Origin of the sequence: Bhargavaea massiliensis (assembly GCF_018390575.1) — a bacterium.
Taxonomy (GTDB): domain Bacteria; phylum Bacillota; class Bacilli; order Bacillales_A; family Planococcaceae; genus Bhargavaea; species Bhargavaea massiliensis.
The window spans coordinates 43,892-67,305 of sequence record NZ_JAHBCJ010000006.1; the positions used below are offsets into that span (position 1 = coordinate 43,892).

A 23,414-nucleotide genomic window follows, 5' to 3' on the forward strand; every position below is an offset into this window, starting at 1 on the left:
CTCATTGCTAAATTTGTGTATGGAGTGTCTGCGGAGCCTGACTTTTTCACGATTCCGCCATTTCTTCTTCGCTAATTGACCGGTACCGGTGTCCCCTGGTGAAACCTCATCTTCCAGGTAATTCCGTCTGACTCCCAGATCGAACTCCGGTTTACCATTTTTCCGGTTTCCATGTCCTCTGTCCGATAAACGGCCAGAACCGCACGTTCGCCAATTCGGTGCAGGCAAAATTGACGGATGCGGATGTTTACGCTTCCAAGCGTTCCGTCTGCCAGACAATCCGCTTTCGAAAATCGCCTGCCGGACTTTCCATATTCAAAAAAGGAATCATCCAGCAATGGGCCGAAACGATCCGGATCATTTCTGACTGAGGTGTCCAGCAGTGACTGTTCCAACTTCAGGATGTGCGCGGTCAGTTCTTCCATACCAGCTTTCAGCCTCCAGACCGATCAGGCCTCAGCCTCTACGGCAGGATCAGCGGTCTTGATGCATACAATTTCAACTTCCCATTTATCATTAATATAGAGTCCTGCGATTTCTTTAAAGCCCAGATCCCACGATTCAATCAGTTCTACGGAATCGAGGATTTTGCCTTTCTTCTTCTCAGCGCTTACCGGATATCCGGCACAGTCATGGTGACCTGCAATGGCGATATACTGGGATCCGTGACGGTCAGTTGAAACACGGACACGGTCATAGATGTTCTCAATCAGCACTTTATTGTCGCTCCGAAGTAATTTATTCGGTCCGGCTTCTGTGATCATATCCACATAAAGCGCATTGTAGCGTTGTTTCATCCAGTTTAGGACCGGTTCCTGAACACGGCCGTCCATACAGTTGATCGCTGTTACGAATTCATTTTTCACCATGACGTTCCTCCGTTTCCGGAACGGCCGGATGGCACGATCCGAGTAATCATTAAAACTATTTATAGAATATCAATTTTCCCTCTCCTTTGATGCCATAAGTTTCGAATTTTGTCGAAATCGTTCATTTGTCATGGTTCAGAAGGCAGGGATGCACGGCCGGTTCACCCTTGAGCAACAGGGCCGTCCTCCGGCTTTAAGCGATTATACATGATTCAACCGATTCCGTCTCCGGAAAACAAAAAAGATGCCTTTATGGGCATCCCAGACTGTAGACAAAACGGACCCAGAAGAAATTTTCTGGATCCGTTTTGTCATTCACGTGGATATTGTGCGTGTTTTTTCCCTCGAAATCCCTTGGGATGTCCGGCCGTCAGGCCGGTTCTGGTGACTTCCAAGTCCAATTGGCCAATCTCTTCAGGTTCAAGGCAGCAAAAGTAAGCATCTCCTGCAAGGGTTGTCCATCGCATGCCACACTTTTCCTTGGCATCTCCGAAACCGCGTTCCACGGTCTCTTTCCGCCTTGTATATATTTCTTTGTTTTCCGGGGTGAGCCGGATGGCTTCTGCATGATCGAGGTAGTCCTGCCAGATATGCCGGGTGATGACTTTTACATGGTTCTGGCTCTGCGTGCACTGAGCAAGCAACGTCGAAAAATGAGGCACCTTAGCATAGAAGCCGAAACCCAGGAACCAGCAGTAAGCCACGTTCGTATTGACCTCTTCGATTGTCCGGCGCATCGAACGGATGCCAAAGGTGTATTGGAGAAATGGCAGCTTGATGAGGACAACCGGATCGATGCTGGGACGGCCACGGTCCGAATACAGATCCTCTCAGTCTCGTAATTGAACGAAAAGTCGATCGCCTTCTCAAGCTTCCTGACCAAGTGGTCCTCAGGGACCATCTCGTCCAGCGAAACCATTTCCAGTTGATCACGATGGGAACCATTCGATTTTGACAGCTTATTTATCACCCGTTTTGTAGTCTGTTAACTCGATTATATAAACAGGAACCGTTTGCCTCAATCAGCCGTATGGCGGATTGTAGCGGAGGGCCCGAGACACCTGCGGGAAAAGCGTTAGCCGAAGACCCCGCAGGATGTTGCGCAACGCTTCGCGATGCGCACAGACGCCAGTCTTCGTACTGGCGCCGGCTAAGGCAACGCCCGCGGTAAGCTCGGGCCCGCAGCGGAAATCCGGAGGATTCTCCGGAAAACAAAAAACTGCAGACAAAGGAGTAATCCACTCACTTTGTCTACAGTCTGAGATGCCTTAATGGGCATCCTTCGTGCTTTAAGCAGTCTTTTTCTCCCTGTGTTCTTTCATCCCGTGAACCATCATATACAAGACGAGTGCGAACAGGACAATTCCGGCCAGGAGCTTATAGATCCCGGAATAGCCGACGATCGGTACGAGGCTTCCAAGAATGTATGGGCCGAATCCTACACCAAAATCGAGAAAGATAAAGAAAGTGGACGTAGCAAGCCCCATCCTGTGAGGTTCGGCAATTTTGACCGAAATGGCCTGCGCGCTTGACTGGAAGTTTCCGAAACCAAGGCCGATCAGCACACCTGCTCCGAGCAGCATAAAACCTGTGACCGATTCACTCAGCAAAAACAGGCCGCATGCAAACAAAAGAAGTGCAGGCACGATCACGATATTCCCGCCCTTCAAGTCCAACAGTTTCCCTGTGAATGGACGTGACAACAGAACCGTAATGGCGTAGACGAGGAAAAAGAAACTTGAAGCCGTAACCAGATCCATTTCTTCTGCGTAGAACATAATAAAACTCAGCACTCCGCCATACCCGATGGCGATAAACAGAGTGACCAGACCGATCGGAAGTGCGTTTTTCTCGACAACCGACCAGATGCTGAATGGCTCCTTTTCCCTTTGCCCGATGTTTTCCAAGTCCCCGTCCACTTTGATCATCAAAGCCAGAAGGAATGAGAGCAGGGCAAGGACCGTACAAAACAGGAAGAGCACCGTAAACGGCAGGTGCTTCGCGAGCAAGATTCCCAGAAATGGACCCAAAGCAGCGCCGAGAACACTACTCAGGCTGTAATATCCAATCCCTTCCCCTCTGCGGTCAGGGGGCAGAACCCGGGCAACAATCGAGCCCGTTGCGGTGGATCCGACTCCCATCCCCATGCCATGGATAAAGCGAATCAAAAGAAGCAACGGCAGGTTAAATGCCAGGAAGTAGGTGGCGCCGGCAATGACATAAAGCAGGGTCCCGGCAAGAAGGACTTTCTTATTCCCGATTTTTTCGACGAGAGGGCCCGCAACAAACCTCGCCATCAACGCCCCGATGATATAAGATCCGGAAACAAGACCGGCCGTGCCGGCATCAGCCCCGAACCTGTCCGCCGCAAATGGACCGATTGTAACCATCAACAGATACATCACGATGATCAGGAAGAAATTAATAAGTGATGAGAAAATAAAATCTCTTGTCCAAAGCTTATGTTTTTGCATAAACAACCTCTTTCTACTCTTACAGATCAAAAAAGAAATACCCCAACAAAAAAGCGCCTGCAACTATAGGCGGCGGCGCATCTCCATGAAGCGTCCGGACATGGCTTTCAGCTCCTGCTCAGAAAGGTCACCAATCACTTCCCGTTCCAGCTTTTCAATAGCCGAGGACGCTTTCACGTAGACTTGGTGTCCGTAACCGGTCAGCAGGATCTTCTTTGCTCTCCGGTCCTCCCCCGGCATGGTTTCAATCAGTCCAATCTCCATTAGTTGCTGAACCGTTCTGGAGACGGTCGGCTTTTCTACATACTGACGTGCCGCAAGCTCCGCCGGTGTCATTTCTTCATGTTCTGCAATCAGACGGAGAGCCGACCATTGCGGCACAGTCAGCCCTTCTTTTGCCAGAACATGCGCAGTCTTTTGGATAAATGGCCGATAAAGGTCCGTGTACCTTCTGAAAAACACCTGATGTGGTTTCAGTCCCATAGAACCCTCCATGCAAATAGTTAGTTTCGCTAACTAATATTATCATAGTCTCTTTTTTCCTGTAAAGACTTCTTTCCGTGCCGAGGGTTCAGACAATCAAAAAAACAGCAGATGCTTACTTGCCATCCGCTGCATCAGGTATTCGTACGGTCCCGGTCGGAGCTTTATTTACCGGAAAATCAGCCGTGTAGTCCAACTTCATCTTTTCCAGCTCAAGTTTCATCTTTTCCGTTTCGGCAATAAAGTTCTGCTGTTTTAGTTTCTCAAGTTCAATTTCGTCCTGGAGCCTGTCTGCCTGGTACACGGCCATCCTTCTCTTATGATCGGTAATAATTGCAGTAAGCGGAATCGTCATCACGATCATTACAATAAAAATTGCTTCCGGCATCATCACCAGCTCCCTCTGACTGTTTTTAAAGCTTACGATTTATACAAAGGAAAAGTTTCATCAATCGATAGGCAAATAATTTTTGCGCCAATTCGTTATTGATTAAATATCTAAAATGTTGCATAATCATTCTTAACATTCGCATTGGGGGCGTTTTCGGATGAAAAAAAGGCGGGTAGTCGTCAAGATCGGCAGCAGTTCACTGACAGATACACGCGGCGGGTTGTCGAAACCGAAGGTCCAGGAGCATGCGGCTGCCATCGCTTTGCTCAGGAAGACCGGCCATGAAGTGGTCCTCGTGTCATCCGGTGCCGTAGCGGCAGGTTTCAGGGATTTGGGGTATGCCGCCCGCCCGGGGACGACCGCCGGCAAACAGGCCGCTGCTGCAGTCGGTCAGGGGCTGCTGATGCAGGCATATACCGATGCCTTCCGGAGCCACGGCATTGTAACTGCACAGCTGCTGCTCACCAGGCAGGACCTGATGCGGAAGGAACGCTTCCACAATACCGGGAGAATGCTTGAAGAACTTCTTCACAGGGAGGCCCTGCCGATTGTGAACGAAAACGATTCAGTGTCGGTCGAAGGAATTACGTTCGGAGACAATGATATGCTCTCCGCACTCGTTGCGGGACTTGTCCATGCGGATTTCCTGGCTATTCTCACTGATGTCAACGGCCTCTATGACGGTAATCCGAACACCGATCCGGATGCCAAAAAATACACCTTCATCCCAGAAATCCATGAGGGTCTTCTCCGGCAGGCTTCTGGCGCGGGATCTTCGGTCGGTACCGGCGGAATGCGGTCGAAGGTGCTTGCTGCCAGGACGGCGGGCAGCCTGGGCGTCCATGTTTTCATCGGGACGGGAGATGGACCCGAAAAACTCACCGATATCGTGGAAGGACGAGGCGACGGCACTTATATCGGTATCTCATCACTTATGTCCGGCAAAGATTCCAAGCGCTGGATGGCCCTTTGCTCAGTGCCTGCTGGGAGCATTATAGTGGACAGCGGTGCAGCACGCGCTCTTGCCGGAAAAGGCACCAGCCTCCTCCCCGTCGGTATCACTTCTGTGAACGGCAATTTCAAACAAGGCGAAGTAGTCAATGTCCTGGATGAGAACAGCGAACTGATTGGCAGAGGCATGGTGAATTACCCCGCCGACACCATCAGCAAAATCATCGGTAAAACAGGAGATGAAGCCATGGAGATTTCCGGCGGTACCACACCTGAAGTCATCCACTGCAACCGGTGGATCCATCTAAAAACCAAGGAGGCGGTTCGATGACGAACGTACAGATTACACAAGCCGATGAGCTTCAGGTCAAAGGGAAAAAGGCAAAGGAAGCGGCTTCTGTTATGTGCGGGCTACCGACATCAGTCAAGAATCAGGCACTAAAGGCCATTTCCCAAGGACTCCTGAACCACATGCCGTCCATCCTCGATGCGAACCGTGCGGATCTGGAAGCCGGACGTGCAGCAGGGCTATCCGACTCTCTCCTTGACCGCCTGATGCTGGACGAAACACGCATCCAAGAAATGGCCGAAGCACTGATCGACCTGACAGGTCTCACTGATCCGGTCGGCCAGGTTCTGGAAGAATGGGAACGGCCAAACGGATTAAAGCTGGCTACCGTGCGTGTCCCTCTCGGAGTGGTCGGGATCATCTATGAGGCACGGCCGAATGTCACGGTTGATGCGGCGTCCCTCTGCCTGAAAACAGGAAATGCGGTGATTTTAAGAGGCAGCTCTTCTGCCATCCATTCAAACACGGCTCTCGTAAGTGTCATCCGAGAAGCCCTCGTATTGGCCGGACTCCCGGAAGAGGCCGTACAGCTTGTGGAAGACACGAGCCGCGAGACAGCAGCCCGGCTGTTCAAGATGGACGATGTCCTGGATGTACTTATCCCACGGGGCAGCGCAAACCTGATCCGGACCGTGGTCGACAATGCGACCGTTCCTGTGATTGAGACAGGTGCAGGGAATTGCCACGTTTACATCGATGAATCCGCAGATAAAGAGGTGGCGATCAGTATCGCGGTGAACGCCAAGACGCAGCGCCCTTCCGTATGCAATGCTGCGGAGAAAATCCTGATTCACGAGAAATGGCCACACACTGCCGACCTCGTCGCTGCCCTCCAATGGGAAGGGGTCGTCGTCCACGGTGATGAAGCAGTCGTCACCCTCGCTGACGGTGTACTTGTCGCTACAGACGAGGATTGGGGACTGGAATACCTTGACCTTGAAGTCGCCGTTAAAGTTGTTTCTTCCACTGAGGAGGCGATCGCTCACATCAATACGTACGGAACCCGGCACTCGGAAGCCATTGTGACGGCAAGCACTCCGGAAGCAAGAAAGTTCCAGCTCGGCGTGGACGCCGCTGCCGTTTATCACAACGCCTCCACCCGCTTCACTGACGGCTTCGAATTCGGCTTCGGTGCCGAACTCGGAATCAGCACTCAGAAACTCCATGCACGCGGACCAATGGGCCTCCCGGCTCTCACTTCTGTGAAGACATTGATTTCAGGCAACGGTCAGTGCAAATAATGATCGCCACCCAAAGCGAAATTTCTGCAGGACAAACAAAAGCCTGCTCCAATAAACGGAGCAGGCTTTTTCATGACACCATTTTCAAACCGACCACACCCGCGACTATGACAAGCAGGCTGAGAATCCGCTGCAAATTCTTGGATTCGCCAAACAGCAGCATATTCAGCACGACGGCTCCCGCTGTTCCGAGGCCCACCCAGACCGCATAAGCTACACTTAACTGGAGATAAGCAAATGATTGATACAGGAGAGCGAACGATAATCCGAATCCTCCGCCATACATCAGCAGATTCACCCTGTTTTTCTTTTTGCTGTACAAATTCAAACCGACTGCACCAAGCACTTCAAAAAAAGCGGCAACTGCCACGAACATCCAGCCCATTACGCTCTCACTTCCTTTTCTTCTTTTCCATCAGCCATCTTAAGAAAGATCACACCTGCCACGAGCAATAGGATAAAGAACAGCTTGGCTCCGTTCATCGTTCCCCCGAACAAATACACATCCATCAACACAGTTCCCACAGCCCCTGCCGCTGCGAAAACCGCATAGACCGTACCTGTCGGCAACTGCTCGCACGCTTTTGCGAGAAAATGAAAGTCAATGACAATGATTCCGACGATTATAGCCCAATGCCACCATCTGTCCGCAGTGCTGAACCCATACACCCACAAAAGCTCAAACGTACAAGTGAGCAGTACATAAAACCATGATTTATTCATTCTGCGAAAGCCTCCTTTTAGAACTGAATGACTATCATTCATTTGTAAGCAAAAAATTGACGCCTTACGATTGTAAAGCGTGAGTGATAAATTCAAGTACAGCTTCTTTTTGTCTGTTTTCCTCTTCCGCGTCAAACGAATTAAACAGATAGACTTGCTCTGCCGCTGATTCTGCAAGGCCAATCACCAGCTTTGCGGTCCTGTTTGGATTTATATTCCGGATCTCCCCTGCTCTTTCCCATTCCTCAATGACTAAAGCGACCGTCTCATAAAGAGGGCTGTAGATTTCTTCCCACTCCCGAACATGCTCTGTCGCAGAAAGTCCGGAATAAACGAGAGTGGAGACATCCCGGTACTCACCGGTAACGGTAAAAACGGCACTGATCATTTGTTGCAGCTGTAAGGTCCATTCCCGATCTGTCTTTACACTTTGCCGTATTGCCTCCTCCATCCGCGCGGCCATTTTTTCGGCTATGGCCGGCATGACGGAAAGCTTGGATGGAAAGTACAGATAAAATGTCCCCTGGGCAATCTGAGCTTTTTTCACGATATCGGAAATCTTCGTTTTCTCTATGCCATTTTCCCGGAATACTTCAACGGCAGCCTGAATGATCCGTTCACGTTTATCCACCAACCCACCTCCAGATGATCATCACTTTACGCATGACTGAATATCATTCATTTTATCTTGCTGCTTGATCATTGTCAACCTTGCCACCGGTTTACCCGCATCCATACAAGGCAATACTTGTCTTATACTTCCCTGTCGCCACCGGAGAGGAGGAAGCATTTATCCATGTCACCTGATCACAGATATAGCCATCGTAAAAAGAATTTGTGGGCCGGCATTTTGTTCGGCCTCGGGTTTGTCGCGTTTATCGATGAAACCATCTTCCACCAATTGCTTCACTGGCATAAGTTTTACGACAAATCGACGACGTCCGTCGGCCTGATTTCAGATGGACTTTTCCATGCATTCAGCTGGTTCGCCACAGTGGGCGGCCTTTATCTGGTTGCAGACCTGATGCGCCGCCATGCGTTCTGGCACAAGATGTTCTGGGGAGGCAAGCTGCTTGGGGGAGGCGGATTCCAGCTGTATGACGGCATCATCCAGCATAAGCTGATGAGAATTCATCAGATCCGTTACAACGTTGATATTTTGCCATACGACCTGATTTGGAACATCACTGCCGTCATCATGATCATTGCGGGGCTTCTCCTGATCCGCAGTGCCAAGAAAGACAATATAAGGGTAAGTGGAGGCGAGACGCTTGCATCATGAGCAGCCTTTCCTGCCCCCTGTCCTGCAGGTTCTGGTCGTGTTATTCGCGCTTTCAGGAGCGGTTGGGTACTTTACCCTGATGCTCCGGACCAACAGGATCAGGCGGCTAAAGCACTGGCCGGCTTGGAGGTTGATTTTGTGGCTGTCCGGAACATTGATGGCGGCGCTCGTTTTTGCCGGACCGTTTGCAGAGGCGGCCCACCACGATTTCCGCCTTCATATGGCAGGCCACCTTCTCCTCGGGATGCTTGCTCCGCTCCTGATTGCCCTCTCTGCCCCTGTCACTCTTCTTCTCCGTGCACTCCCTGTCACTGCGGCCAGGAGGGTGACAAAAATGCTCCGGCATCCTGTCGCCCGATTTTACCGGAATCCCATCACAGCGTCCGTGCTGAACATCGGGGGACTCTGGCTGCTATACGCCACTCCCCTATTCCAGCTGATGCACCATCACCTTTGGCTTTACCTGCTCATCCACCTCCATGTATTTGCGGCGGGGTATCTGTTCACAATCTCGATGATTTATATTGACCCTGCCCCTCATCCGAGCAGCCATCTGTTCCGGACGCTTGTTTTCATTTTCGCACTTGCGGCACACGGCATTCTGAGCAAATTCATCTATGCAGAGCCGCTGCCCGGTTTTCCACCCGACGAGGTCCGCGAAGGCGCCATGCTCATGTATTACGGAGGTGACCTGGTGGATCTTGTCATCATCATCCTGCTGTTCCGCAGCTGGTATCGGTCAACTGCTCCCCGGCATCAATATCAAAAAATTGAATCCTCTTAACGTCTGCCCTACACTTGAGTAGGTAATCCAACAGATTAAGGGGATGGCGTACATGAGCAAACAGGTTAACTTGGGAAAATCAGGGCTTAGCGTAAACCCAATCGGCCTTGGTACAAACGCGGTCGGCGGACACAACCTCTATCCGAATCTGAATGAAGATACAGGCAAGGAACTTGTCCGTACGGCAATCAGCCATGGCATCGATTTTCTGGATACTGCATTTATCTACGGCATGGGCCGTTCGGAAGAACTTGTCGGTGAAGTCGTACGTGAATCCGGAAGACGGCAGGAGCTGGTGCTTGCCACAAAAGGGGCACACCGCCAAACCGGGGACGGAATTGTCGTCGATAACTCCCCGGCCTTCCTCCGAGAAGAAGTGGAAAAGAGCCTGAAGCGCCTCCAGACAGACTATATCGATCTTTACTATATCCACTATCCTGATGAGGATACACCGAAAGCCGAAGCTGTCGGTGCGCTGAAAGAACTGAAGGACGAAGGCAAGATCCGTGCGATCGGCGTCTCGAACTTTTCCCCGGAACAACTGAAGGAAGCCAACCAGGATGGCTACGTGGATGTGTTTCAGGGAGAATATAATCTTCTTGAACGCGGCGCAGAAGAAGAATACTTCCCGTACACATCCGGGCACGGCATTTCTTTCGTCCCTTACTACCCGCTCGCCGCAGGCCTCCTTGCCGGGAAGTACAGCGGCAATGAGACATTCAACGACCTCCGGAAAAGCCAGGCACGCTTCCAGGGAGAGACGTTCAAACAAAATGTACGGCGCGTAAACAAGCTGCGTCCGATCGCTGAAGCCCACAATGCGGAAATTGCACATATCGTCCTTGCCTACTATCTCGGAAAAGGGCCGATCGATTCGATCATCCCGGGTGCCAAGCGTGCCGAGCAGGTGCTCGACAACCTGAAGACGCTTGAAGTGCACCTTTCAGAAGACGAACGTCACGAAATCGAATCGATTTTCAGATGAAACCTCAATATGAAATACAACAGCCGGTTCCTCTTTTGCAGGAACCGGCTGCTGTTTTTATAGTTATAAAATTTGAATAACCCTCTTTCCGTCAGGCAAGTTCAGGGGCTGGCGGCACGTCATCATCGACGAGGGCATGCCGTTCCCAGGCACGGCTTTTCCACCGGAGGGCCATGAAAATCCCCCTGGTCCATTCGTCAGCTGCAATTGCAAGCCAGACACCGACGAGACCAAGGTCCATCACAAAGACGAGGAAGTAACCGAGCGGGAGGCTCATCATGACCATCGAAAGTGCCGCCATCAGGACCGGGAACTTGGCATCGCCCGATGCACGCAGGGAGTTGATGATGACGATGTTGAACGTCCTGCCGGTCTCCAGAAGGAAGGCCAGGAGGAGAACCGAAGCCCCCAGCTCGATGATTGACTCATTGTCCGTAAAGAGCCGCATCAGCGGATAACGGAACGTCATGACAACAGCGACCATGATGATTGTAAACAGGAATGCCCATTTCAGGCTTCTCCACAGCCCTTTATATGCCTCATCCTTGTTCCCCGCCCCGACAAGGCGCCCGGTGATGATTGAAGTACCGAGGCCGATTGCAAGAGCGAACAGATAGCTGAACATCGAAATGTTCACCGCATATTGCCGGGCGGCAAGCGCTTCTGTGCCGAGATGCGTTACATAGTATAGGAAGACGAGCTGGCATCCCTGATACAAGATCTGCTCGAACGCGCTAGGTAGCCCGATGTTCAGGATTTTTGTAATGTATGAACGGGTCCAGGTAATGTAATACCTGAATTCGACCTTATACTCCATCACCCTGTACAACAGCCAGAAAAAGACGAAAACGGCAATGAGCCGGCTGCCGACGGAAGAAATCGCGGCACCCTGCACGCCGAGTTCGGGAAGACCGAACTTCCCGAAAATCAGGGCATAGTTGCCGACCACGTGAATGATGTTCATCCCGAGAGAGACGAACATCGTCTGCTTCGTAAAACCGTGCACCCGGATCACGGCAGCAAGGGAATTGATAATGGCCTGCAGGAAGATGGCACCGCCGACAATCGACAAGTAGGCCTCTGCGTGGGCCAGCACCTCTCCCTGGAGGTTCATTGCGGTCATCAGCCGATTCGTGAACAACATAAACATGACACTGAGTCCCAGACCGACGAGGAGGTTCAGCGAGACCGCCAAACCGGAAATTTTTGCGGCTTCTATATATCGCTTGGAACCGAGGTACTGGGAGACGACAATCGCCGCTCCGTTCCCGACAACTTCAAGCACCAGGATTGCGATATGAATATACTGGTTGGCAGCTCCGACTCCGGAGACCGCATCATCCGACAGCGAACTCAGCATGAAGGTATCGGTCAATCCCATCAGCATGAACAAAAACAACTCAAGAAAAATCGGCCACGTCAGATGAAACAGGCTCAGCTTTTTTTCCTGACCGCCAACTGCAGTCGCAGACATCGCATTTCCTTCTTCCTTTTTTTAGAATCAAAACAGGAAATATCATACCACGCCGGATCAGTATTGGGAACCACTTCAACTCGGTTTCTGCCTGGAAAGTTTAGATGGTTTATTTTGTATTTTTAGTCTGATATGATAAGTAGGAAATGATTCAGGAAAGGATGATGGCCCGATGGCACAAGTCGAAAGCTTTCTTCTCGACCATAACAAAGTGATTGCCCCGTATGTCCGGCTGGCAGGCACGGAACAGCACACCAAAGGCGCATCGCTTCAGAAATATGACCTCCGTTTCCTCCAGCCCAACAAAGACGCCATGCCGACGTCGGCGGTCCATACACTTGAGCACCTGCTCGCCACCTATATGAGGGATGAAATCGAAGGGATCGTCGATATTTCTCCAATGGGATGCCGGACCGGCTTCTATATGATTATCTGGGATGAGCACGATCCTGCGGATATCGCACGTGCACTGAAGGTGACACTTGAAAAAGTGATTGAAACAGAAACTGTACCGGCCGTTTCCGCACTGGAGTGCGGAAACTACCGCGACCACTCCCTGTTCGCCGCCAAAGAATATTCCAAGCAGGTCCTGGATTCCGGAATCAGCATCGATGCATTCGAACGGAAATTCGCAGAGCCCGTAAACTGAATTCTAAAAGGAGACTCCCGCCATGGAGTCTCCTTTTGTGCTTTGTTGGGTTCATGCACTGAGCGCAGGCTCTTCCCTGTTGGGAAGCAGCAGCGACACCATGATCGTCGTTGCGCATGGCCCCTGTTCCATCTACCCCTTCAGTTTATTCACGAGACGGACTTCCACCCATTTCCTGACACTGTTGATCATCCACATTCTTGTGGATGATTCCAGGTCGGACAGGTCCAGCTCTCTTTCCCGTATGATGCCTTGTTCGAGCAGAGCCTCACGGTAAGTGCCTGCAAGCAGTCCGGCGGTCACTGGAGGCGTCCAGCGCCGGCCACCAATTTCCAGCACCAGGTTGCCATTGATGAACTCGGTCAGTTTCCCGTCCTGATTCCAAAGGAGTACATCAAAACTGCCGGGTACTGCGTGCTCCTCATAAACCGCACGATGCGTCGTTTTATGGTAAAGGAACGGATCTTCCCTGTCGACAGGACGATCGGCGAGTGTCACTTCGGGCAGGTTCGGTGTGGCAGCAATCTCCTGAGCTTCAACGGACAGCAACCCGTCCCTCCCAAGCAGGCAGCGGATCTTGTAGTGGCCTTCCGGTTGCTTGTCCGCCATCTGTTCCAGCTTTTCTGAGACTGATTCCCGGTCAAACGGAAAACCGAAGTATCTTGCGGAGCGGGACATCCGGTCGAGATGCGCCTTTTTCAGGAAATAGCAACCATCCTCGAGCAAGAGGCTTTCCAAAAGGCTGAACTCCGGCCGGTCCAGTTCAAGAAAGCTCGACTTGGCCAGGATTTCTCCGTATTCCTCTTCGCTTGTCGAATCCCATGTAATGCCTCCTCCTACCCCATAAGTGGCATTCCCGGATACCCGGTCAATGACGACCGTGCGGATCGGGACATTGAACACGGCCTCCCTCTCCGGGGTGATGAACCCGATGGCACCGCAATAAACTTCTCTTGGAGCCTGTTCGATCTTTGAGATCAGTTCCATCGTGCTGACTTTGGGCGCACCTGTGATGGATCCGCATGGGAATAGCGCGCCAAATACATCAATCAGGTCTGATCCCGCCTCCAGGTCCGCCTCCACCGTCGAAGTCATCTGGTGCACAGTCGGGTAGCGCTCAATTTCGAAAAGCTTTGGAACCTCCACACTTCCCGTCTTGGCAATCCTGCCAAGATCGTTTCTCAAAAGGTCGACGATCATCACATTTTCCGCACGGTTTTTCTCGGAATGGGCCAACCATTGTGCCAGGGAATAATCTTCTTCGGATGTTTTTCCTCTTTTGGCTGTGCCCTTCATCGGCCTGGCCGTAATGCGACCGTCTTTTATCCGGAAGAACAGTTCTGGGGACGCGGACAGCACGGCATGTTCGCCCGTGTTGATGTATGCACTGTAGCTGCAGGCCTGTGCGCGTTTCATGCGCTCAAACAGCGCGACATCATCTCCCCGGAACTGGCTGAGCAAACTGATTGTATAATTCGTCTGGTAGGTCTCTCCTGACCCGATTGCCTGTTTGATGGTCCCGATAGCCTCTCTGTATGCCTGCTCCCCGGTATCCGGCTTCCAATCCGAAACTTCGAATGGTCCGGACGGGCGAAGAGCACTGTACTCAGGTTCCTCAAAAATTCCGAACCATAGGAGCGGCATCGTATGCCCCCCCTTTACCCGATAAGCCGGATCAAAGGCCGGTGCTGCTTCGTAAGAGAGAAAACCGGCGGCATACCAGCCGGCGTCCACAGCTTCCTGGACACTCCGGAGTGCGGGAATCACTTCATCAACTTGTTCAGCACGGATCACTTTCATGGGGTTTCGGAATGTACGAGGGACCACTGTCCCGTCAGCAGATACATACTCAAATGATAAAACAGGCTGTTGTCCGTCATTCTGCATGGCGGATCACCTCCGGTCTGCTCACCCGCAAAAAGAAATTCCTCAGCATATCCAGACCCCTCTCAGTAAGGAGGGCTTCCGGGTGGAACTGGACGCCTTCTACCGGAAACACTTTGTGACGGATCGCCATGATCTCCCCCTCTGCTGTTCTGGCGGATACCTCTAGACAGTCCGGAAGTGTCTTCTCCTCAACCACCAGGGAGTGATACCTGGCAACCCTCAGCGGTGAAGGAAGTCCCGCGAATACACCGCAGCCATCATGTGTGATCGGGGAAGTTTTGCCGTGAACCGGACTGATGCCTTTTCCGACGGTACCGCCGAATGCTCGGGCGATCACCTGCTGTCCGAGACAGACGCCGAGGATGGGAATCTCTTCATGGAATCGGCGGACAATCTCCAGGCAGACGCCTGAAGTATCCGGATTCCCCGGGCCGGGAGAGATTAGGATCGCCTCGGGTGCCATTTTCCGGACGTCTTCAGTGGTCAATTCATCATTCCGGCGTACTGAAACTTCCATTCCGATGCGCCGCAGGTATTGGACAAGATTAAAAGTGAACGAATCGAAGTTATCAATTACCAGTATCATTGCTTCTCTCCATTATCGTTATTCCGTATCTTCCCCAGTATAATCGCCCCCGCTCTTCACGTACATAGAAGAAACCGGATGGATTCCCGCAAGCAACTGCTGCTTGCGGGGATCCGTCCGGCCGGTTTATCCTTGGCGTGCTCTGCTCATTGATGGTGAGGATCATTGAGAAACTGTCTTAATGCAAGAACGCGTCCTTTTTCATACATTCCTTCCAGATACAGCGAATGCCATTGGCCAAGTACGCGTTCAAGCTCATCCAGGCAGTTGCTGAGCTGCCCGGGCTGCTCATCCAAGTATGCCAAGTAAGCATCGCGGAACAGCCTGGTGACCTTTTCGGCATTACCAATCTGAACAAGCTTCGTTCGGATTTCCGGCTCGGAAGCGAGCTTGCCGGCAGCATAAAGCACATGGACCATCGCGATGTCTGCCATGTCCTGCAGGGGATCGATTTTCTGATCCCGTTCGCGGAATGCGATTCCGCGGCCCAGAACCTCGGCTACTGACAGGTTTTCAGGTATGTAATAGGGGGACAGTGACGCATACAAGGCCGGCGTCAGCGGATGATCAGGCTGCAGCCTGATCAGTTCCTCTGCTTCAGCAACTGTTTCCGGGCTCCAATCTGTGCCTTCCGCATCTTCCTGCATCAGACGGTAACTGATCAGCACCAGTTCTTTGCCCGGCGTTTTACCTGATAGCATGGACAAATGCTTTCCGTCCGTCATCATTCCTTTGCTGTCGGTCGGAATCAGGTTTGCTGCTCCCAGAAGGAGATTGACAATGGCAAAGGTCAGCAGAACACCGGATGGCAAAATCGTGTAAACGAGCACAACCGAAAAGGCTGCCACTGCCAGATTCGCCGCAGGTCCTCCGGCCACATAGCGTTTCAGCCGTGACTCCATCTCCCGTCCAGATACCCCTTCAGGAAACCGCAGCATGGCACGTCCCAGGTAACCGAGCGCAGGCTTCTGAAAAACGATCCGTTTTTTTCCGCCCGACCGGATCAGGACGATCGGACCAATGCTCATATTCATGAATGTCATGCCCGATGCAGCTCCGGCGATTGCATGCCCGAATTCGTGGATGATCAGGGCGAGCACCGCACTGACGACAATGGCCGCGAGGATAATCACTGTACTCTGAAGGTCGATCACCGGTTCGTGGATAAACAGATAAGGGAGGAATACAGGCCATAGAACAATGCCGATGCCAAGCCCGGCCAATGTCTGTCCGAGGCTTTTCTTCCTCTGCCCCTTCGCTTTATCCCGGGTTTCCGTTACCATATCGGTTCCTCTTCTTCAGTGAGGTCAATCAGCCTCGGGTAAACCAAATTGAATATGACTGCAATCATCAGCATTTCCCCGATCACAGCCAGCCAGTTTAAATCGAAAAACATATTGATCAGCATGGGGATCACAACCAGAAACGGCATCAAAGCTCCCCGTTTTCTGGAGGCGGCAGTCAGATGCTGTTCCTTTCTGCAGTTTGGACAGGTCATCGTCGGTTTCAGGGTATACATTGCCCGCAATGTCTCCCTGAATGACCAGTGATGACGGCAATTTGCACAGACGGGCATGCCGGCCCCTCCTTTCGTTACCGGTTGCGGAATGACCGGATCATAAAAATAATCATTGGAGCAAACATGAGCACCAGGAAAACCGGAAGAAATCCGATTCCGAGTGAAATTTCTTCGCCGGTTGCCACTTGAGTTATCTGGTAGCTCAGATAAACGAAGACCAGCACGACCAGGTTCTTGAGGACATTTAGCATCATTCTGGAATTGCGGTACTGAAACTCGATGTTATGTTCATTCAATTCTACCATGTAATTATGCTTTTCCGGGTATTTCTCAAGGAGCGTCATCCCGATCCAGAGCAGGCCCGCGATGATGGGCAGCATCACAAGTTCCCATTTGGATCCCCAGCGGTTGACTTCACCTGCCCCATTGAAATGGGCCGGAATTTCTGCCGGCAAAATCCCCCAGGCAGACACCAGATAAGCGACGATCCAAACAAATGCGCCTATCGCGGCTCCGTCCATCATGCGTTCAAATAGGGTTTTCGGAATGTCCATCTTCGGACGGTCATAGGTCTTCACGCTTATCACCCCTGCTTTTATTTACGGTCGACATCCCCTTACGGTTTCAAGTTTTTCATGGCCGGTCTGACGGAAGTTTCGGATCCTTTGTATACAGCCGTGAAAACGGGTATAGGACAGTAACCATGTAACCGGAAGGAGGCACGAACATGAATCAGGCAATCATCATTCCCGCTTATAATCCGGATCGCGGCCTGCCGGGCTATATCCGGCAGCTCAGACAACAAGGAGATTTCCTGATCATTGTGGTTGACGACGGAAGCGCACTTTATTCGAAACCGGTCTTTGAATCGATTCGCAGCATGGAAGGTTGCACCGTACTTATACACGAACGGAATCTGGGCAAGGGAGCCGCACTGAAAACAGCGTTCAGGCATGTTCTTGAGGAATGTGAAGAAGTCGCCCAGGTCGTGACTGCCGATGCCGACGGGCAGCATGCCGTCGAAGATGTGATTAAAGTTGCCAGGGAAACAGCCGGGTCGATCCGGGGTCTGGTTTTCGGGGTCAGGGACTTTGTCCACCCCGACATCCCTTCCAGAAGCCTGATTGGAAACAGGCTGACCTCCCGGCTGTTCCGGCTATTATTCGGCAGGCGGCTGCAAGATACCCAGACGGGCTTGAGGGGAATCCCGCGCAGAGAGCTCAGATGGCTCATGACGATCCGTGGAGACCGGTATGATTTTGAAATGAACACGCTGATCCACGCGGTACGGGAAGAGGTGGACATCCGTGAAGTGGACATCCGGACCATCTACCTGGATCACAATGCCAGTTCCCACTACCGCCCTGTCCTTGATTCATTCCGGATCTTCAGGAAAATCATTACGGGCTACTTTAGTGGAAGTTCACTCTATGAAAATCCATCAACACGGAAAGTTGCCGAGGACACCTGAAAGCCGGAAAAGCCTGACCGACAATTCGGCAGGCTTTTTTGTATCAAGTGTGGAGATGCAACGCACATACACAAAAGAGGCCTCGCGGCTGCTTGCCGTGGGCGTCTTTTGCAGAGGAACATATTCTATACTCTCTATTTACCCGAATATCCACCCGGGAAACCTTGCATCAGTGAGTGGTCGTCCCGCTCATCTCGTCCAGTACTTCCCCAGGGATATCGATACCCTCCACCTTGTTGATCCGGTGGTAATTCAGCTGATAACTGATAGTTTCGGTCTGTCCCTTTTCCGAACCCGTAACGGTATAGTAAAAATCTTTCATCATCGAAGTATTGCCGTCCAGACGGACCTCAAGCCGGCTGCTTGCCTTTTCCGGCCGGATCGACCGGAATGAGATGGACAGTGTCTTCTTAAATGCTTCAAACACCTTTTGGCTGTCTCCTTCATAGACAAGACGATCCTCTGCATGATCGGTCCCCAATTCCCCTTCCACTTCACGCAGCAGCTGTACAATGTCCATATAGCTGACCGAAGGCAGATCATCAGCAGTGATATCTTCAGTACTCCTGTTTGTCCATCCATCCCCCAGATTGATCACAAGCCGTTCCCCGGCCTGATAGTATTCAAGTGAGGATGTATTCGTCCGAGAAACCACTTCGGGCATCCTCTCATAGACAGCGTGCAACTCCGGCATATCGAAGTCTGCCACTTTGACCTTTCCCGAGGTCGCTTCCTGCTTCCCGTCCGCGGTTTCTGCCTTGATCTCAACAGCCAGCTCATAGGAGTCCACTTCCGAGATGGTACCAAGAAGCTCGCCCATCAGCTCCTCTCCGGCTTCGCCTCCATTTTCTTGATCAGCTTCTCCTCCGCACCCAGGCAGGAAGAGGATGAACATCAGCAGCCACCATTGTTTTTTCATCTGCATCCCTCCTGCTGTCCGCTCTTACTTTACCCCCACGACAAAAAAGGAACCTGCACGTCAGCAGATTCCTTGTCTTTATTCGATGCCATCGGGATATGTCTTCTCTAGAAAACCGATCGAGCTCCGGATGATCTCCTTCAGGACATTCTGGTCGATGTCATCGAGTTTGTTGACATACACACACGCTTTGCCGGACGTATGCTTTCCCAATCGCGAAAGCTGTTCTTCCCGTTCCGCATTGTCGACTGTCACATAAAGGCTGATTTTCGCCTTTCTCGGGGAAAACCCGACAAGCGGCGCGTCACCCTCATGGCCCGTAGCATATCGATAGTGATATTTTCCGAATCCGATGATGCTGGGACCCCACATCACTGCTTCCCTGCCGGTCGTCTCTGCAAATAAATCGAGGAGGCGATAGGCATCCTCTTTCTTCCGCGGATGTTCGATCTGCTCGATGAATTCGATGACACTGCTGTCGGTCGGTTTCGTTTTCTGCTCATACATTCGGACTTCTCCTCCCCGGTCATTCCCAGACGTATGGCGTTTCCTGGTACACATAATAATTTAGCCAGTTCGAGAACAGCAGGAACGTATGGGAGCGCCACGTATTGAGCGGGATGTTCTCCGGGTCGTCGTCCGGGAAGTAATGCTCGGGGATGGCTGTGCCCAGGCCCTTATCCTGATCCCGCCGGTATTCGATCGCAAGCGTATCCGCATCGTACTCCAGGTGTCCGGTGATCATGATGTGCCTTTCATCTTTCGATACGATGATGAATGCACCCGCCTCGTCCGATTCGGATAACAGCTGAAGCTTCGGATGATTCCGGATTTCTTCCGAATCCACCTCGGTATAGCGTGAATGGGGCGCGACGAACAGGTCATTGAATCCGCGTGCCAGCCGGACAGTCGGGTCCGAAATGGTATGCCTGTATACCCCGAAGCACTTTTGGGGAAGCGGCCGCTTTCCGATTCCATAGAAATGGTAGAGCGCGGCCTGTGCGCCCCAGCAGATGTTCAGGAGTGAGGTGACATTTTGGTCCGACCATTCAAAGATTTCCGCCAGTTCGCTCCAATAGTTCACTTCTTCAAAATCCAGATGTTCGATTGGCGCACCCGTAATGATCATTCCGTCAAACCGCCGATGCCTGATTTCATCGAACGTGACATAAAATGCATCCAGATGGGACTTGCTCGTTGTTTTCGACTGATGGCTCGCCATCGTCATGAACGTGACATTCACCTGCAGCGGCGTATTCCCGAGGAGCCGCAGCAGCTGGAGCTCTGTCCGTTCTTTCTCTGGCATGAGATTCAGGATCAGGATGTTCAGAGGACGGATGTCCTGGGAAACAGCCCGGTCCGAGTCCATGACGAATATTTTCTCTTCCTTCAGCTTTTTTGCGGCAGGAAGGTCTTTCGGTATGTTGATCGGCATGTCCGATTTCCCCCTTCTTGGCAGGTTGTCTATATGAAGGCATATGGATAAACCGCAATACCCAAATGATAGACGATTCCGGGGCCGAATGGTAGGAGAAAGTTTCGGAACTTCAGACGACTTCGATTAGTTTGGCAGGATCATTCCTGTGCAGCCGGTAGTATTCCACCGCAGCAGGGATATAGTCGGCAAAGTCCGGGCATTTGATGCCTGCCGGTTCGAGGTCCCTCTGGGCTTCCGTGCAATCATACACAGCCTCAAGCCGGAAGTAGTCCAGCGTCTCCTTTTCCACTTTTACCCATTTCCGCAACGAAGGAAATGACAGCATGATCCGGACAGTCGAATGGGGCATCGTGAATGAAGGCGCTTTCCCGGTAAGCGCCTTGGAAATCAGCCGGAACGCTTCTCTTGCCTGGTAGGGGTTCGGATCAGTCAGATGATACACTTTGTCCGTTCCGACAGGATGACGGGACAGATAAACGGTCGCTTCTACAATATAGTCAACCGGCACCAGATTGATCAGCGCCTCCCCTTTGCCTACATAGGGAATCGGAATCCGCGAAAACTTGTCCAGGTAGCGCATCATGAAATAGGGACCGTCGAACTTGGCTGTTTCCCCGGTTTTCGAATCTCCCAGCACAATGCCCGGACGGATGATTGTCGTCGGTATGCGGTCCCTCATATACTGGACAAGCACTTCCGCATCATGCTTCGTCTTTTCATAGTGATTTTTGAAATCCTGGCCAAGCGCCAGCTCATTTTCATAGATGGTGCCTTTACGGTCGCCGGAAACATAAGCTGTGCTGAAATAGACATACCGTTCAATCGACTTGCATTCAAGAACCCAAAGGTTCACATTCCGTGTCCCCGTGACATTGACAGACTGTGCGATCCTGTCATGGACAGCAAGGTCGTATATGGCCGCCAGGTGGAAGACATGAGTCACCGCCTCTTTCAGCCGCTCAGAAACTGCCTTCTCCAATTTTAGATTGGTCTTCGTAATATCGCCGGCATGGATCCTGAATCGTTTGGTGCGTTTGTTTCCCCTGAGCCTCTGAACAACACGCTCCGCCTCCGGAATGGCAGACTCATGGACAAGCAGCTCGAATTCGGATTCCGGCTCCTCCTCGGCCAGCCTGGCGATCATCCGTGTTGCGAGAAACCCCGGAAACCCCGTGAAAAAATAAATTCGCTTCACCAACTCCTGTATACCTCCCCCATATCATCTCTTCAAGGACCCAATGGAACGATTGACTATGCCGGCTTTTTCTGCGCCGCCGATCCCGATTCCTTCCCATTCAGAAAGATAGTCAAAACAAGTTGTGTTCTCGCCTATTTCGACAGCCGTTTCACCGGAGGCAAACGGGGAAAACACAAACTATCAAGGATAGGGAGGGTTCAGAATGCCAGGAAGAAATGACAACGGACCGGACAAGTACTTTGGAGACCGTGCAGGGACCGACAAGGCCAACTATCACGTCGTCCCGGCCGACGGCAAATGGGCATTGAAAAAAGAAGGCGAAGAAGAGCAGATGATGCAGGAGAATGACAAATCCGATGTCGTTGCCCGCGCCAAAAAGTTGGCCGAGGAATACGGCAGCATGGCCATCATCCATGATGAGGACGGGAAGATCGAGGATCAGATTGAATATTAAAGTACGGAGGCGGTCCTGCGTGACAGGGCTGCCTTTTATCTTTTGTTATAATGGAGGCAACAAGGAGGCAGCGACATGCAGGACGAGACGAATATCACGCCATACGATGAAAATGAGCTGGATGAGGAGACTCTTTTTATCGTCTCCCAGACGTTCAAGGCACTGTCGGATCCGACCAGGCTGCGGATCCTGAATCTTCTTTCGGAGCACGAGTACCCGGTTAATGAAATCGCTGCCCGGCTATCTCTGCTCCAGAGTACCGTTTCCCACCAGCTGCGCTTCCTGAAGAATCTCCGGCTCGTAAAGTATCGCAGAGAGGGGACTTCCCTGCACTATTCCATCGATGACGAACATGTCGTGGACCTTCTCCGGCAGGCAATTGGCCACGCAAGACATCATTAAACAGGTGATCCGCACCCCTGCGGATCACCTGTTTTGATCTGTACCAGGCTGCATATGTCAGATTCCCGCATCGGAAGCGAGCCGGTTCTGTGGGGGATCAGCCACACAGCGGAAGCCGGTATTTCCTGTCGAACTATCAGGCGTGTTCGACGATCGGGCGGCGACCCGGTAACGGTTACTGTATGAATCATGGCAAAGATAAGATCCGCCCTTCGTCACCTTCGCCATTCCCTTTTCCGGACCCCGGGATTCTGGTGTCCGGCCCGGCGTTCTGTGAACCAGTCCGAACACCACTCCCATACATTGCCGGACATATTATAGAAGCCGTATCCGTTTGGTGAATAAGATTGCACGGGAGCCGTTCCGACATATCCGTCAGACGCTGTGTTGTGCATCGGAAATTCTCCCTGCCAAATATTACATTCATGCTTTCCATCCGGCATAAGCTCATCTCCCCACAGATATTTTTTGGACTCAAGGCCCCCTCTTGCGGCAAACTCCCATTCCCCCTCGGACGGCAGGCGTTTGCCGGCCCAATTGCAGTAGGCCAATGCATCCCGGTAGGAAACATGGACCGCTGGATGATTCATCCGATTATCTATTCCCGAGTCCAGGCCTTCCGGATGCCGCCCGTCAGCTCCCGGAACCGCAAGCCACCATGGCGCCTGCGGGACACTTCCAGTCACCGTTTCGGCAGTCCTGTCACTGACCAGCAGATGAAAGACAAACGACCACCCGAACTGTTCAGCATCCGTGATGTAGCCGGTCTGCCTGACAAATTCGCAGAATGATTCATTCGTAACACCAAATGGATCGATCAAAAACGGATCCACCGTTACTTCTCTGACTGGCCCCTCCCCGTCTTGCGGAACCCCGATTCCAAAA

The 23,414-nt window shown here is 51.9% G+C and carries 27 protein-coding genes and 3 pseudogenes; 9 read left to right on the forward strand and 21 right to left on the reverse strand.

Annotation, left to right across the window (positions count from 1 at the left end; translation table 11 throughout):
- Positions 1–71: 71 nt before the first annotated feature.
- The 7 genes and pseudogenes from KHA84_RS10175 to KHA84_RS10200 form a co-directional block, all read right to left on the reverse strand.
- Entirely contained in the window at positions 72–425 is a 354-nt protein-coding gene (locus tag KHA84_RS10175; RefSeq protein ID WP_213423419.1) for a nuclear transport factor 2 family protein, read from the reverse strand.
- A gap of 24 nt (positions 426–449) precedes the next feature.
- Positions 450–869, reverse strand: coding sequence for a carbonic anhydrase (locus KHA84_RS10180; protein WP_092098660.1), 420 nt, complete (start codon positions 867–869; stop codon positions 450–452).
- 370 nt (positions 870–1,239) lie between these two features.
- A pseudogene (locus tag KHA84_RS15610) lies at positions 1,240–1,516 on the reverse strand (transposase); the annotation flags it as partial.
- A pseudogene (locus tag KHA84_RS15615) lies at positions 1,514–1,788 on the reverse strand (transposase); the annotation flags it as partial. The pseudogenes KHA84_RS15610 and KHA84_RS15615, both read right to left, overlap by 3 nt.
- Positions 1,789–2,158: 370 nt before the next feature.
- A complete protein-coding gene (locus tag KHA84_RS10190) occupies positions 2,159–3,343 on the reverse strand; it encodes an MFS transporter (protein ID WP_213423420.1) in 1,185 nt (394 codons plus the stop codon).
- Between the two features lie 63 nt (positions 3,344–3,406).
- Complete coding sequence (locus tag KHA84_RS10195) at positions 3,407–3,826, reverse strand: MarR family winged helix-turn-helix transcriptional regulator (RefSeq protein WP_213423421.1); 420 nt, start codon at positions 3,824–3,826, stop codon at positions 3,407–3,409.
- A 115-nt stretch (positions 3,827–3,941) separates the two neighbouring features.
- Positions 3,942–4,214, reverse strand: a complete 273-nt coding sequence (locus KHA84_RS10200; protein WP_236823244.1) for a hypothetical protein — start codon at positions 4,212–4,214, stop codon at positions 3,942–3,944.
- A gap of 160 nt (positions 4,215–4,374) precedes the next feature.
- On the opposite strand from KHA84_RS10200, the gene proB reads away from it, so the two are divergent.
- A complete protein-coding gene (gene proB, locus KHA84_RS10205) occupies positions 4,375–5,499 on the forward strand; it encodes a glutamate 5-kinase (protein ID WP_213423422.1) in 1,125 nt (374 codons plus the stop codon).
- Complete coding sequence (locus tag KHA84_RS10210) at positions 5,496–6,758, forward strand: glutamate-5-semialdehyde dehydrogenase (RefSeq protein WP_213423423.1); 1,263 nt, start codon at positions 5,496–5,498, stop codon at positions 6,756–6,758. The genes proB and KHA84_RS10210 overlap by 4 nt, the downstream gene beginning before the upstream one ends.
- A 70-nt stretch (positions 6,759–6,828) precedes the next feature.
- Here the strand turns inward: KHA84_RS10210 and KHA84_RS10215 are convergent, their stop codons facing one another.
- From KHA84_RS10215 to KHA84_RS10225, 3 genes are all read right to left on the reverse strand, one after another.
- Positions 6,829–7,143, reverse strand: coding sequence for a DMT family transporter (locus tag KHA84_RS10215; protein ID WP_213423424.1), 315 nt, complete (start codon positions 7,141–7,143; stop codon positions 6,829–6,831).
- Positions 7,143–7,481 carry a DMT family transporter gene (locus KHA84_RS10220; protein WP_213423425.1) on the reverse strand — a complete coding sequence of 113 codons (339 nt, stop codon included), beginning with the start codon at positions 7,479–7,481 and terminating at the stop codon, positions 7,143–7,145. The genes KHA84_RS10215 and KHA84_RS10220 overlap by 1 nt, the downstream gene beginning before the upstream one ends.
- A gap of 64 nt (positions 7,482–7,545) precedes the next feature.
- Positions 7,546–8,115, reverse strand: a complete 570-nt coding sequence (locus KHA84_RS10225) for a TetR/AcrR family transcriptional regulator (RefSeq protein WP_213423426.1) — start codon at positions 8,113–8,115, stop codon at positions 7,546–7,548.
- Between the two features lie 162 nt (positions 8,116–8,277).
- Between KHA84_RS10225 and KHA84_RS10230 the strand changes: the two genes are divergently transcribed.
- Genes KHA84_RS10230 through KHA84_RS10240 form a run of 3 tightly spaced genes read left to right on the forward strand, consistent with a single transcriptional unit; the run spans position 8,278 to position 10,532 of the window.
- Entirely contained in the window at positions 8,278–8,763 is a 486-nt protein-coding gene (locus KHA84_RS10230; RefSeq protein WP_213423427.1) for a DUF2243 domain-containing protein, read from the forward strand.
- Positions 8,753–9,547: a cytochrome c oxidase assembly protein gene (locus tag KHA84_RS10235; protein ID WP_213423428.1), complete on the forward strand. Its 795-nt coding sequence runs from the start codon at positions 8,753–8,755 to the stop codon at positions 9,545–9,547. The genes KHA84_RS10230 and KHA84_RS10235 overlap by 11 nt, the downstream gene beginning before the upstream one ends.
- Positions 9,548–9,599: 52 nt before the next feature.
- Positions 9,600–10,532, forward strand: a complete 933-nt coding sequence (locus KHA84_RS10240; RefSeq protein WP_213423429.1) for an aldo/keto reductase — start codon at positions 9,600–9,602, stop codon at positions 10,530–10,532.
- Between the two features lie 91 nt (positions 10,533–10,623).
- Here the strand turns inward: KHA84_RS10240 and KHA84_RS10245 are convergent, their stop codons facing one another.
- Complete coding sequence (locus KHA84_RS10245; RefSeq protein ID WP_213423430.1) at positions 10,624–12,006, reverse strand: MATE family efflux transporter; 1,383 nt, start codon at positions 12,004–12,006, stop codon at positions 10,624–10,626.
- Positions 12,007–12,178: 172 nt separating this feature from the next.
- Between KHA84_RS10245 and KHA84_RS10250 the strand changes: the two genes are divergently transcribed.
- Positions 12,179–12,655 carry an S-ribosylhomocysteine lyase gene (locus KHA84_RS10250; protein ID WP_213423431.1) on the forward strand — a complete coding sequence of 159 codons (477 nt, stop codon included), beginning with the start codon at positions 12,179–12,181 and terminating at the stop codon, positions 12,653–12,655.
- A gap of 132 nt (positions 12,656–12,787) precedes the next feature.
- On the opposite strand, the gene pabB is transcribed toward KHA84_RS10250, so the two are convergent.
- From pabB to KHA84_RS10275, 5 genes are all read right to left on the reverse strand, one after another.
- Entirely contained in the window at positions 12,788–14,542 is a 1,755-nt protein-coding gene (gene pabB, locus KHA84_RS10255) for an aminodeoxychorismate synthase component I (RefSeq protein ID WP_213423432.1), read from the reverse strand.
- Positions 14,532–15,128 (reverse strand): anthranilate synthase component II, encoded by a 597-nt coding sequence (locus tag KHA84_RS10260; protein ID WP_213423433.1) that lies wholly within the window; start codon positions 15,126–15,128, stop codon positions 14,532–14,534. The genes pabB and KHA84_RS10260 overlap by 11 nt, the downstream gene beginning before the upstream one ends.
- A 146-nt stretch (positions 15,129–15,274) precedes the next feature.
- Positions 15,275–16,411: a M50 family metallopeptidase gene (locus KHA84_RS10265; RefSeq protein WP_213423434.1), complete on the reverse strand. Its 1,137-nt coding sequence runs from the start codon at positions 16,409–16,411 to the stop codon at positions 15,275–15,277.
- Positions 16,405–16,704: a TIGR04104 family putative zinc finger protein gene (locus KHA84_RS10270; protein ID WP_213423435.1), complete on the reverse strand. Its 300-nt coding sequence runs from the start codon at positions 16,702–16,704 to the stop codon at positions 16,405–16,407. Before KHA84_RS10270 ends, KHA84_RS10265 begins: the two co-directional genes overlap by 7 nt.
- Positions 16,705–16,721: 17 nt before the next feature.
- A complete protein-coding gene (locus KHA84_RS10275; protein ID WP_213423436.1) occupies positions 16,722–17,225 on the reverse strand; it encodes a DUF1648 domain-containing protein in 504 nt (167 codons plus the stop codon).
- Positions 17,226–17,374: 149 nt separating this feature from the next.
- Between KHA84_RS10275 and KHA84_RS10280 the strand changes: the two genes are divergently transcribed.
- On the forward strand, positions 17,375–18,118 hold the full coding sequence (locus KHA84_RS10280; RefSeq protein ID WP_213423437.1) for a glycosyltransferase family 2 protein: 744 nt from the start codon (positions 17,375–17,377) through the stop codon (positions 18,116–18,118).
- A 169-nt stretch (positions 18,119–18,287) separates the two neighbouring features.
- Here the strand turns inward: KHA84_RS10280 and KHA84_RS10285 are convergent, their stop codons facing one another.
- The 4 genes from KHA84_RS10285 to KHA84_RS10300 all read right to left on the reverse strand — a co-directional run bounded on the left by KHA84_RS10285 (position 18,288) and on the right by KHA84_RS10300 (position 21,670).
- Complete coding sequence (locus KHA84_RS10285) at positions 18,288–19,037, reverse strand: hypothetical protein (RefSeq protein ID WP_213423438.1); 750 nt, start codon at positions 19,035–19,037, stop codon at positions 18,288–18,290.
- Positions 19,038–19,115: 78 nt separating this feature from the next.
- Complete coding sequence (locus tag KHA84_RS10290) at positions 19,116–19,544, reverse strand: DUF1801 domain-containing protein (protein ID WP_008299579.1); 429 nt, start codon at positions 19,542–19,544, stop codon at positions 19,116–19,118.
- 19 nt (positions 19,545–19,563) lie between these two features.
- Positions 19,564–20,472 carry a homoserine O-acetyltransferase MetA gene (gene metA, locus KHA84_RS10295; protein ID WP_213423439.1) on the reverse strand — a complete coding sequence of 303 codons (909 nt, stop codon included), beginning with the start codon at positions 20,470–20,472 and terminating at the stop codon, positions 19,564–19,566.
- A gap of 112 nt (positions 20,473–20,584) precedes the next feature.
- Complete coding sequence (locus KHA84_RS10300) at positions 20,585–21,670, reverse strand: SDR family oxidoreductase (RefSeq protein ID WP_336511139.1); 1,086 nt, start codon at positions 21,668–21,670, stop codon at positions 20,585–20,587.
- 205 nt (positions 21,671–21,875) lie between these two features.
- On the opposite strand from KHA84_RS10300, the gene KHA84_RS10305 reads away from it, so the two are divergent.
- Positions 21,876–22,127, forward strand: coding sequence for a DUF2188 domain-containing protein (locus KHA84_RS10305; RefSeq protein ID WP_213423441.1), 252 nt, complete (start codon positions 21,876–21,878; stop codon positions 22,125–22,127).
- Between the two features lie 75 nt (positions 22,128–22,202).
- Positions 22,203–22,529, forward strand: coding sequence for an ArsR/SmtB family transcription factor (locus tag KHA84_RS10310; protein ID WP_008299585.1), 327 nt, complete (start codon positions 22,203–22,205; stop codon positions 22,527–22,529).
- A gap of 57 nt (positions 22,530–22,586) precedes the next feature.
- Here the strand turns inward: KHA84_RS10310 and KHA84_RS10315 are convergent.
- Positions 22,587–23,395 (reverse strand): annotated as a pseudogene (locus KHA84_RS10315) (formylglycine-generating enzyme family protein); the annotation flags it as partial.
- Between the last annotated feature and the right edge of the window lie 19 nt (positions 23,396–23,414).

Excerpts from the sequence above, each read along its gene's own strand:
- KHA84_RS10175 (WP_213423419.1), bottom strand. The coding sequence starts at position 425 with ATGGAAGAACTGACCGCGCACATCCTGAAGTTGGAACAGTCACTGCTG.
- KHA84_RS10180 (WP_092098660.1), bottom strand. The coding sequence starts at position 869 with ATGGTGAAAAATGAATTCGTAACAGCGATCAACTGTATGGACGGCCGT.
- KHA84_RS10190 (WP_213423420.1), bottom strand. The coding sequence starts at position 3,343 with ATGCAAAAACATAAGCTTTGGACAAGAGATTTTATTTTCTCATCACTT.
- KHA84_RS10195 (WP_213423421.1), bottom strand. The coding sequence starts at position 3,826 with ATGGGACTGAAACCACATCAGGTGTTTTTCAGAAGGTACACGGACCTT.
- KHA84_RS10200 (WP_236823244.1), bottom strand. The coding sequence starts at position 4,214 with ATGCCGGAAGCAATTTTTATTGTAATGATCGTGATGACGATTCCGCTT.
- proB (WP_213423422.1), top strand. The coding sequence starts at position 4,375 with ATGAAAAAAAGGCGGGTAGTCGTCAAGATCGGCAGCAGTTCACTGACA.
- KHA84_RS10210 (WP_213423423.1), top strand. The coding sequence starts at position 5,496 with ATGACGAACGTACAGATTACACAAGCCGATGAGCTTCAGGTCAAAGGG.
- KHA84_RS10215 (WP_213423424.1), bottom strand. The coding sequence starts at position 7,143 with ATGGGCTGGATGTTCGTGGCAGTTGCCGCTTTTTTTGAAGTGCTTGGT.
- KHA84_RS10220 (WP_213423425.1), bottom strand. The coding sequence starts at position 7,481 with ATGAATAAATCATGGTTTTATGTACTGCTCACTTGTACGTTTGAGCTT.
- KHA84_RS10230 (WP_213423427.1), top strand. The coding sequence starts at position 8,278 with ATGTCACCTGATCACAGATATAGCCATCGTAAAAAGAATTTGTGGGCC.
- KHA84_RS10240 (WP_213423429.1), top strand. The coding sequence starts at position 9,600 with ATGAGCAAACAGGTTAACTTGGGAAAATCAGGGCTTAGCGTAAACCCA.
- KHA84_RS10245 (WP_213423430.1), bottom strand. The coding sequence starts at position 12,006 with ATGTCTGCGACTGCAGTTGGCGGTCAGGAAAAAAAGCTGAGCCTGTTT.
- KHA84_RS10250 (WP_213423431.1), top strand. The coding sequence starts at position 12,179 with ATGGCACAAGTCGAAAGCTTTCTTCTCGACCATAACAAAGTGATTGCC.
- pabB (WP_213423432.1), bottom strand. The coding sequence starts at position 14,542 with ATGCAGAATGACGGACAACAGCCTGTTTTATCATTTGAGTATGTATCT.
- KHA84_RS10260 (WP_213423433.1), bottom strand. The coding sequence starts at position 15,128 with ATGATACTGGTAATTGATAACTTCGATTCGTTCACTTTTAATCTTGTC.
- KHA84_RS10265 (WP_213423434.1), bottom strand. The coding sequence starts at position 16,411 with ATGGTAACGGAAACCCGGGATAAAGCGAAGGGGCAGAGGAAGAAAAGC.
- KHA84_RS10270 (WP_213423435.1), bottom strand. The coding sequence starts at position 16,704 with ATGCCCGTCTGTGCAAATTGCCGTCATCACTGGTCATTCAGGGAGACA.
- KHA84_RS10280 (WP_213423437.1), top strand. The coding sequence starts at position 17,375 with ATGAATCAGGCAATCATCATTCCCGCTTATAATCCGGATCGCGGCCTG.
- KHA84_RS10285 (WP_213423438.1), bottom strand. The coding sequence starts at position 19,037 with ATGAAAAAACAATGGTGGCTGCTGATGTTCATCCTCTTCCTGCCTGGG.
- KHA84_RS10290 (WP_008299579.1), bottom strand. The coding sequence starts at position 19,544 with ATGTATGAGCAGAAAACGAAACCGACCGACAGCAGTGTCATCGAATTC.
- metA (WP_213423439.1), bottom strand. The coding sequence starts at position 20,472 with ATGCCGATCAACATACCGAAAGACCTTCCTGCCGCAAAAAAGCTGAAG.
- KHA84_RS10305 (WP_213423441.1), top strand. The coding sequence starts at position 21,876 with ATGCCAGGAAGAAATGACAACGGACCGGACAAGTACTTTGGAGACCGT.
- KHA84_RS10310 (WP_008299585.1), top strand. The coding sequence starts at position 22,203 with ATGCAGGACGAGACGAATATCACGCCATACGATGAAAATGAGCTGGAT.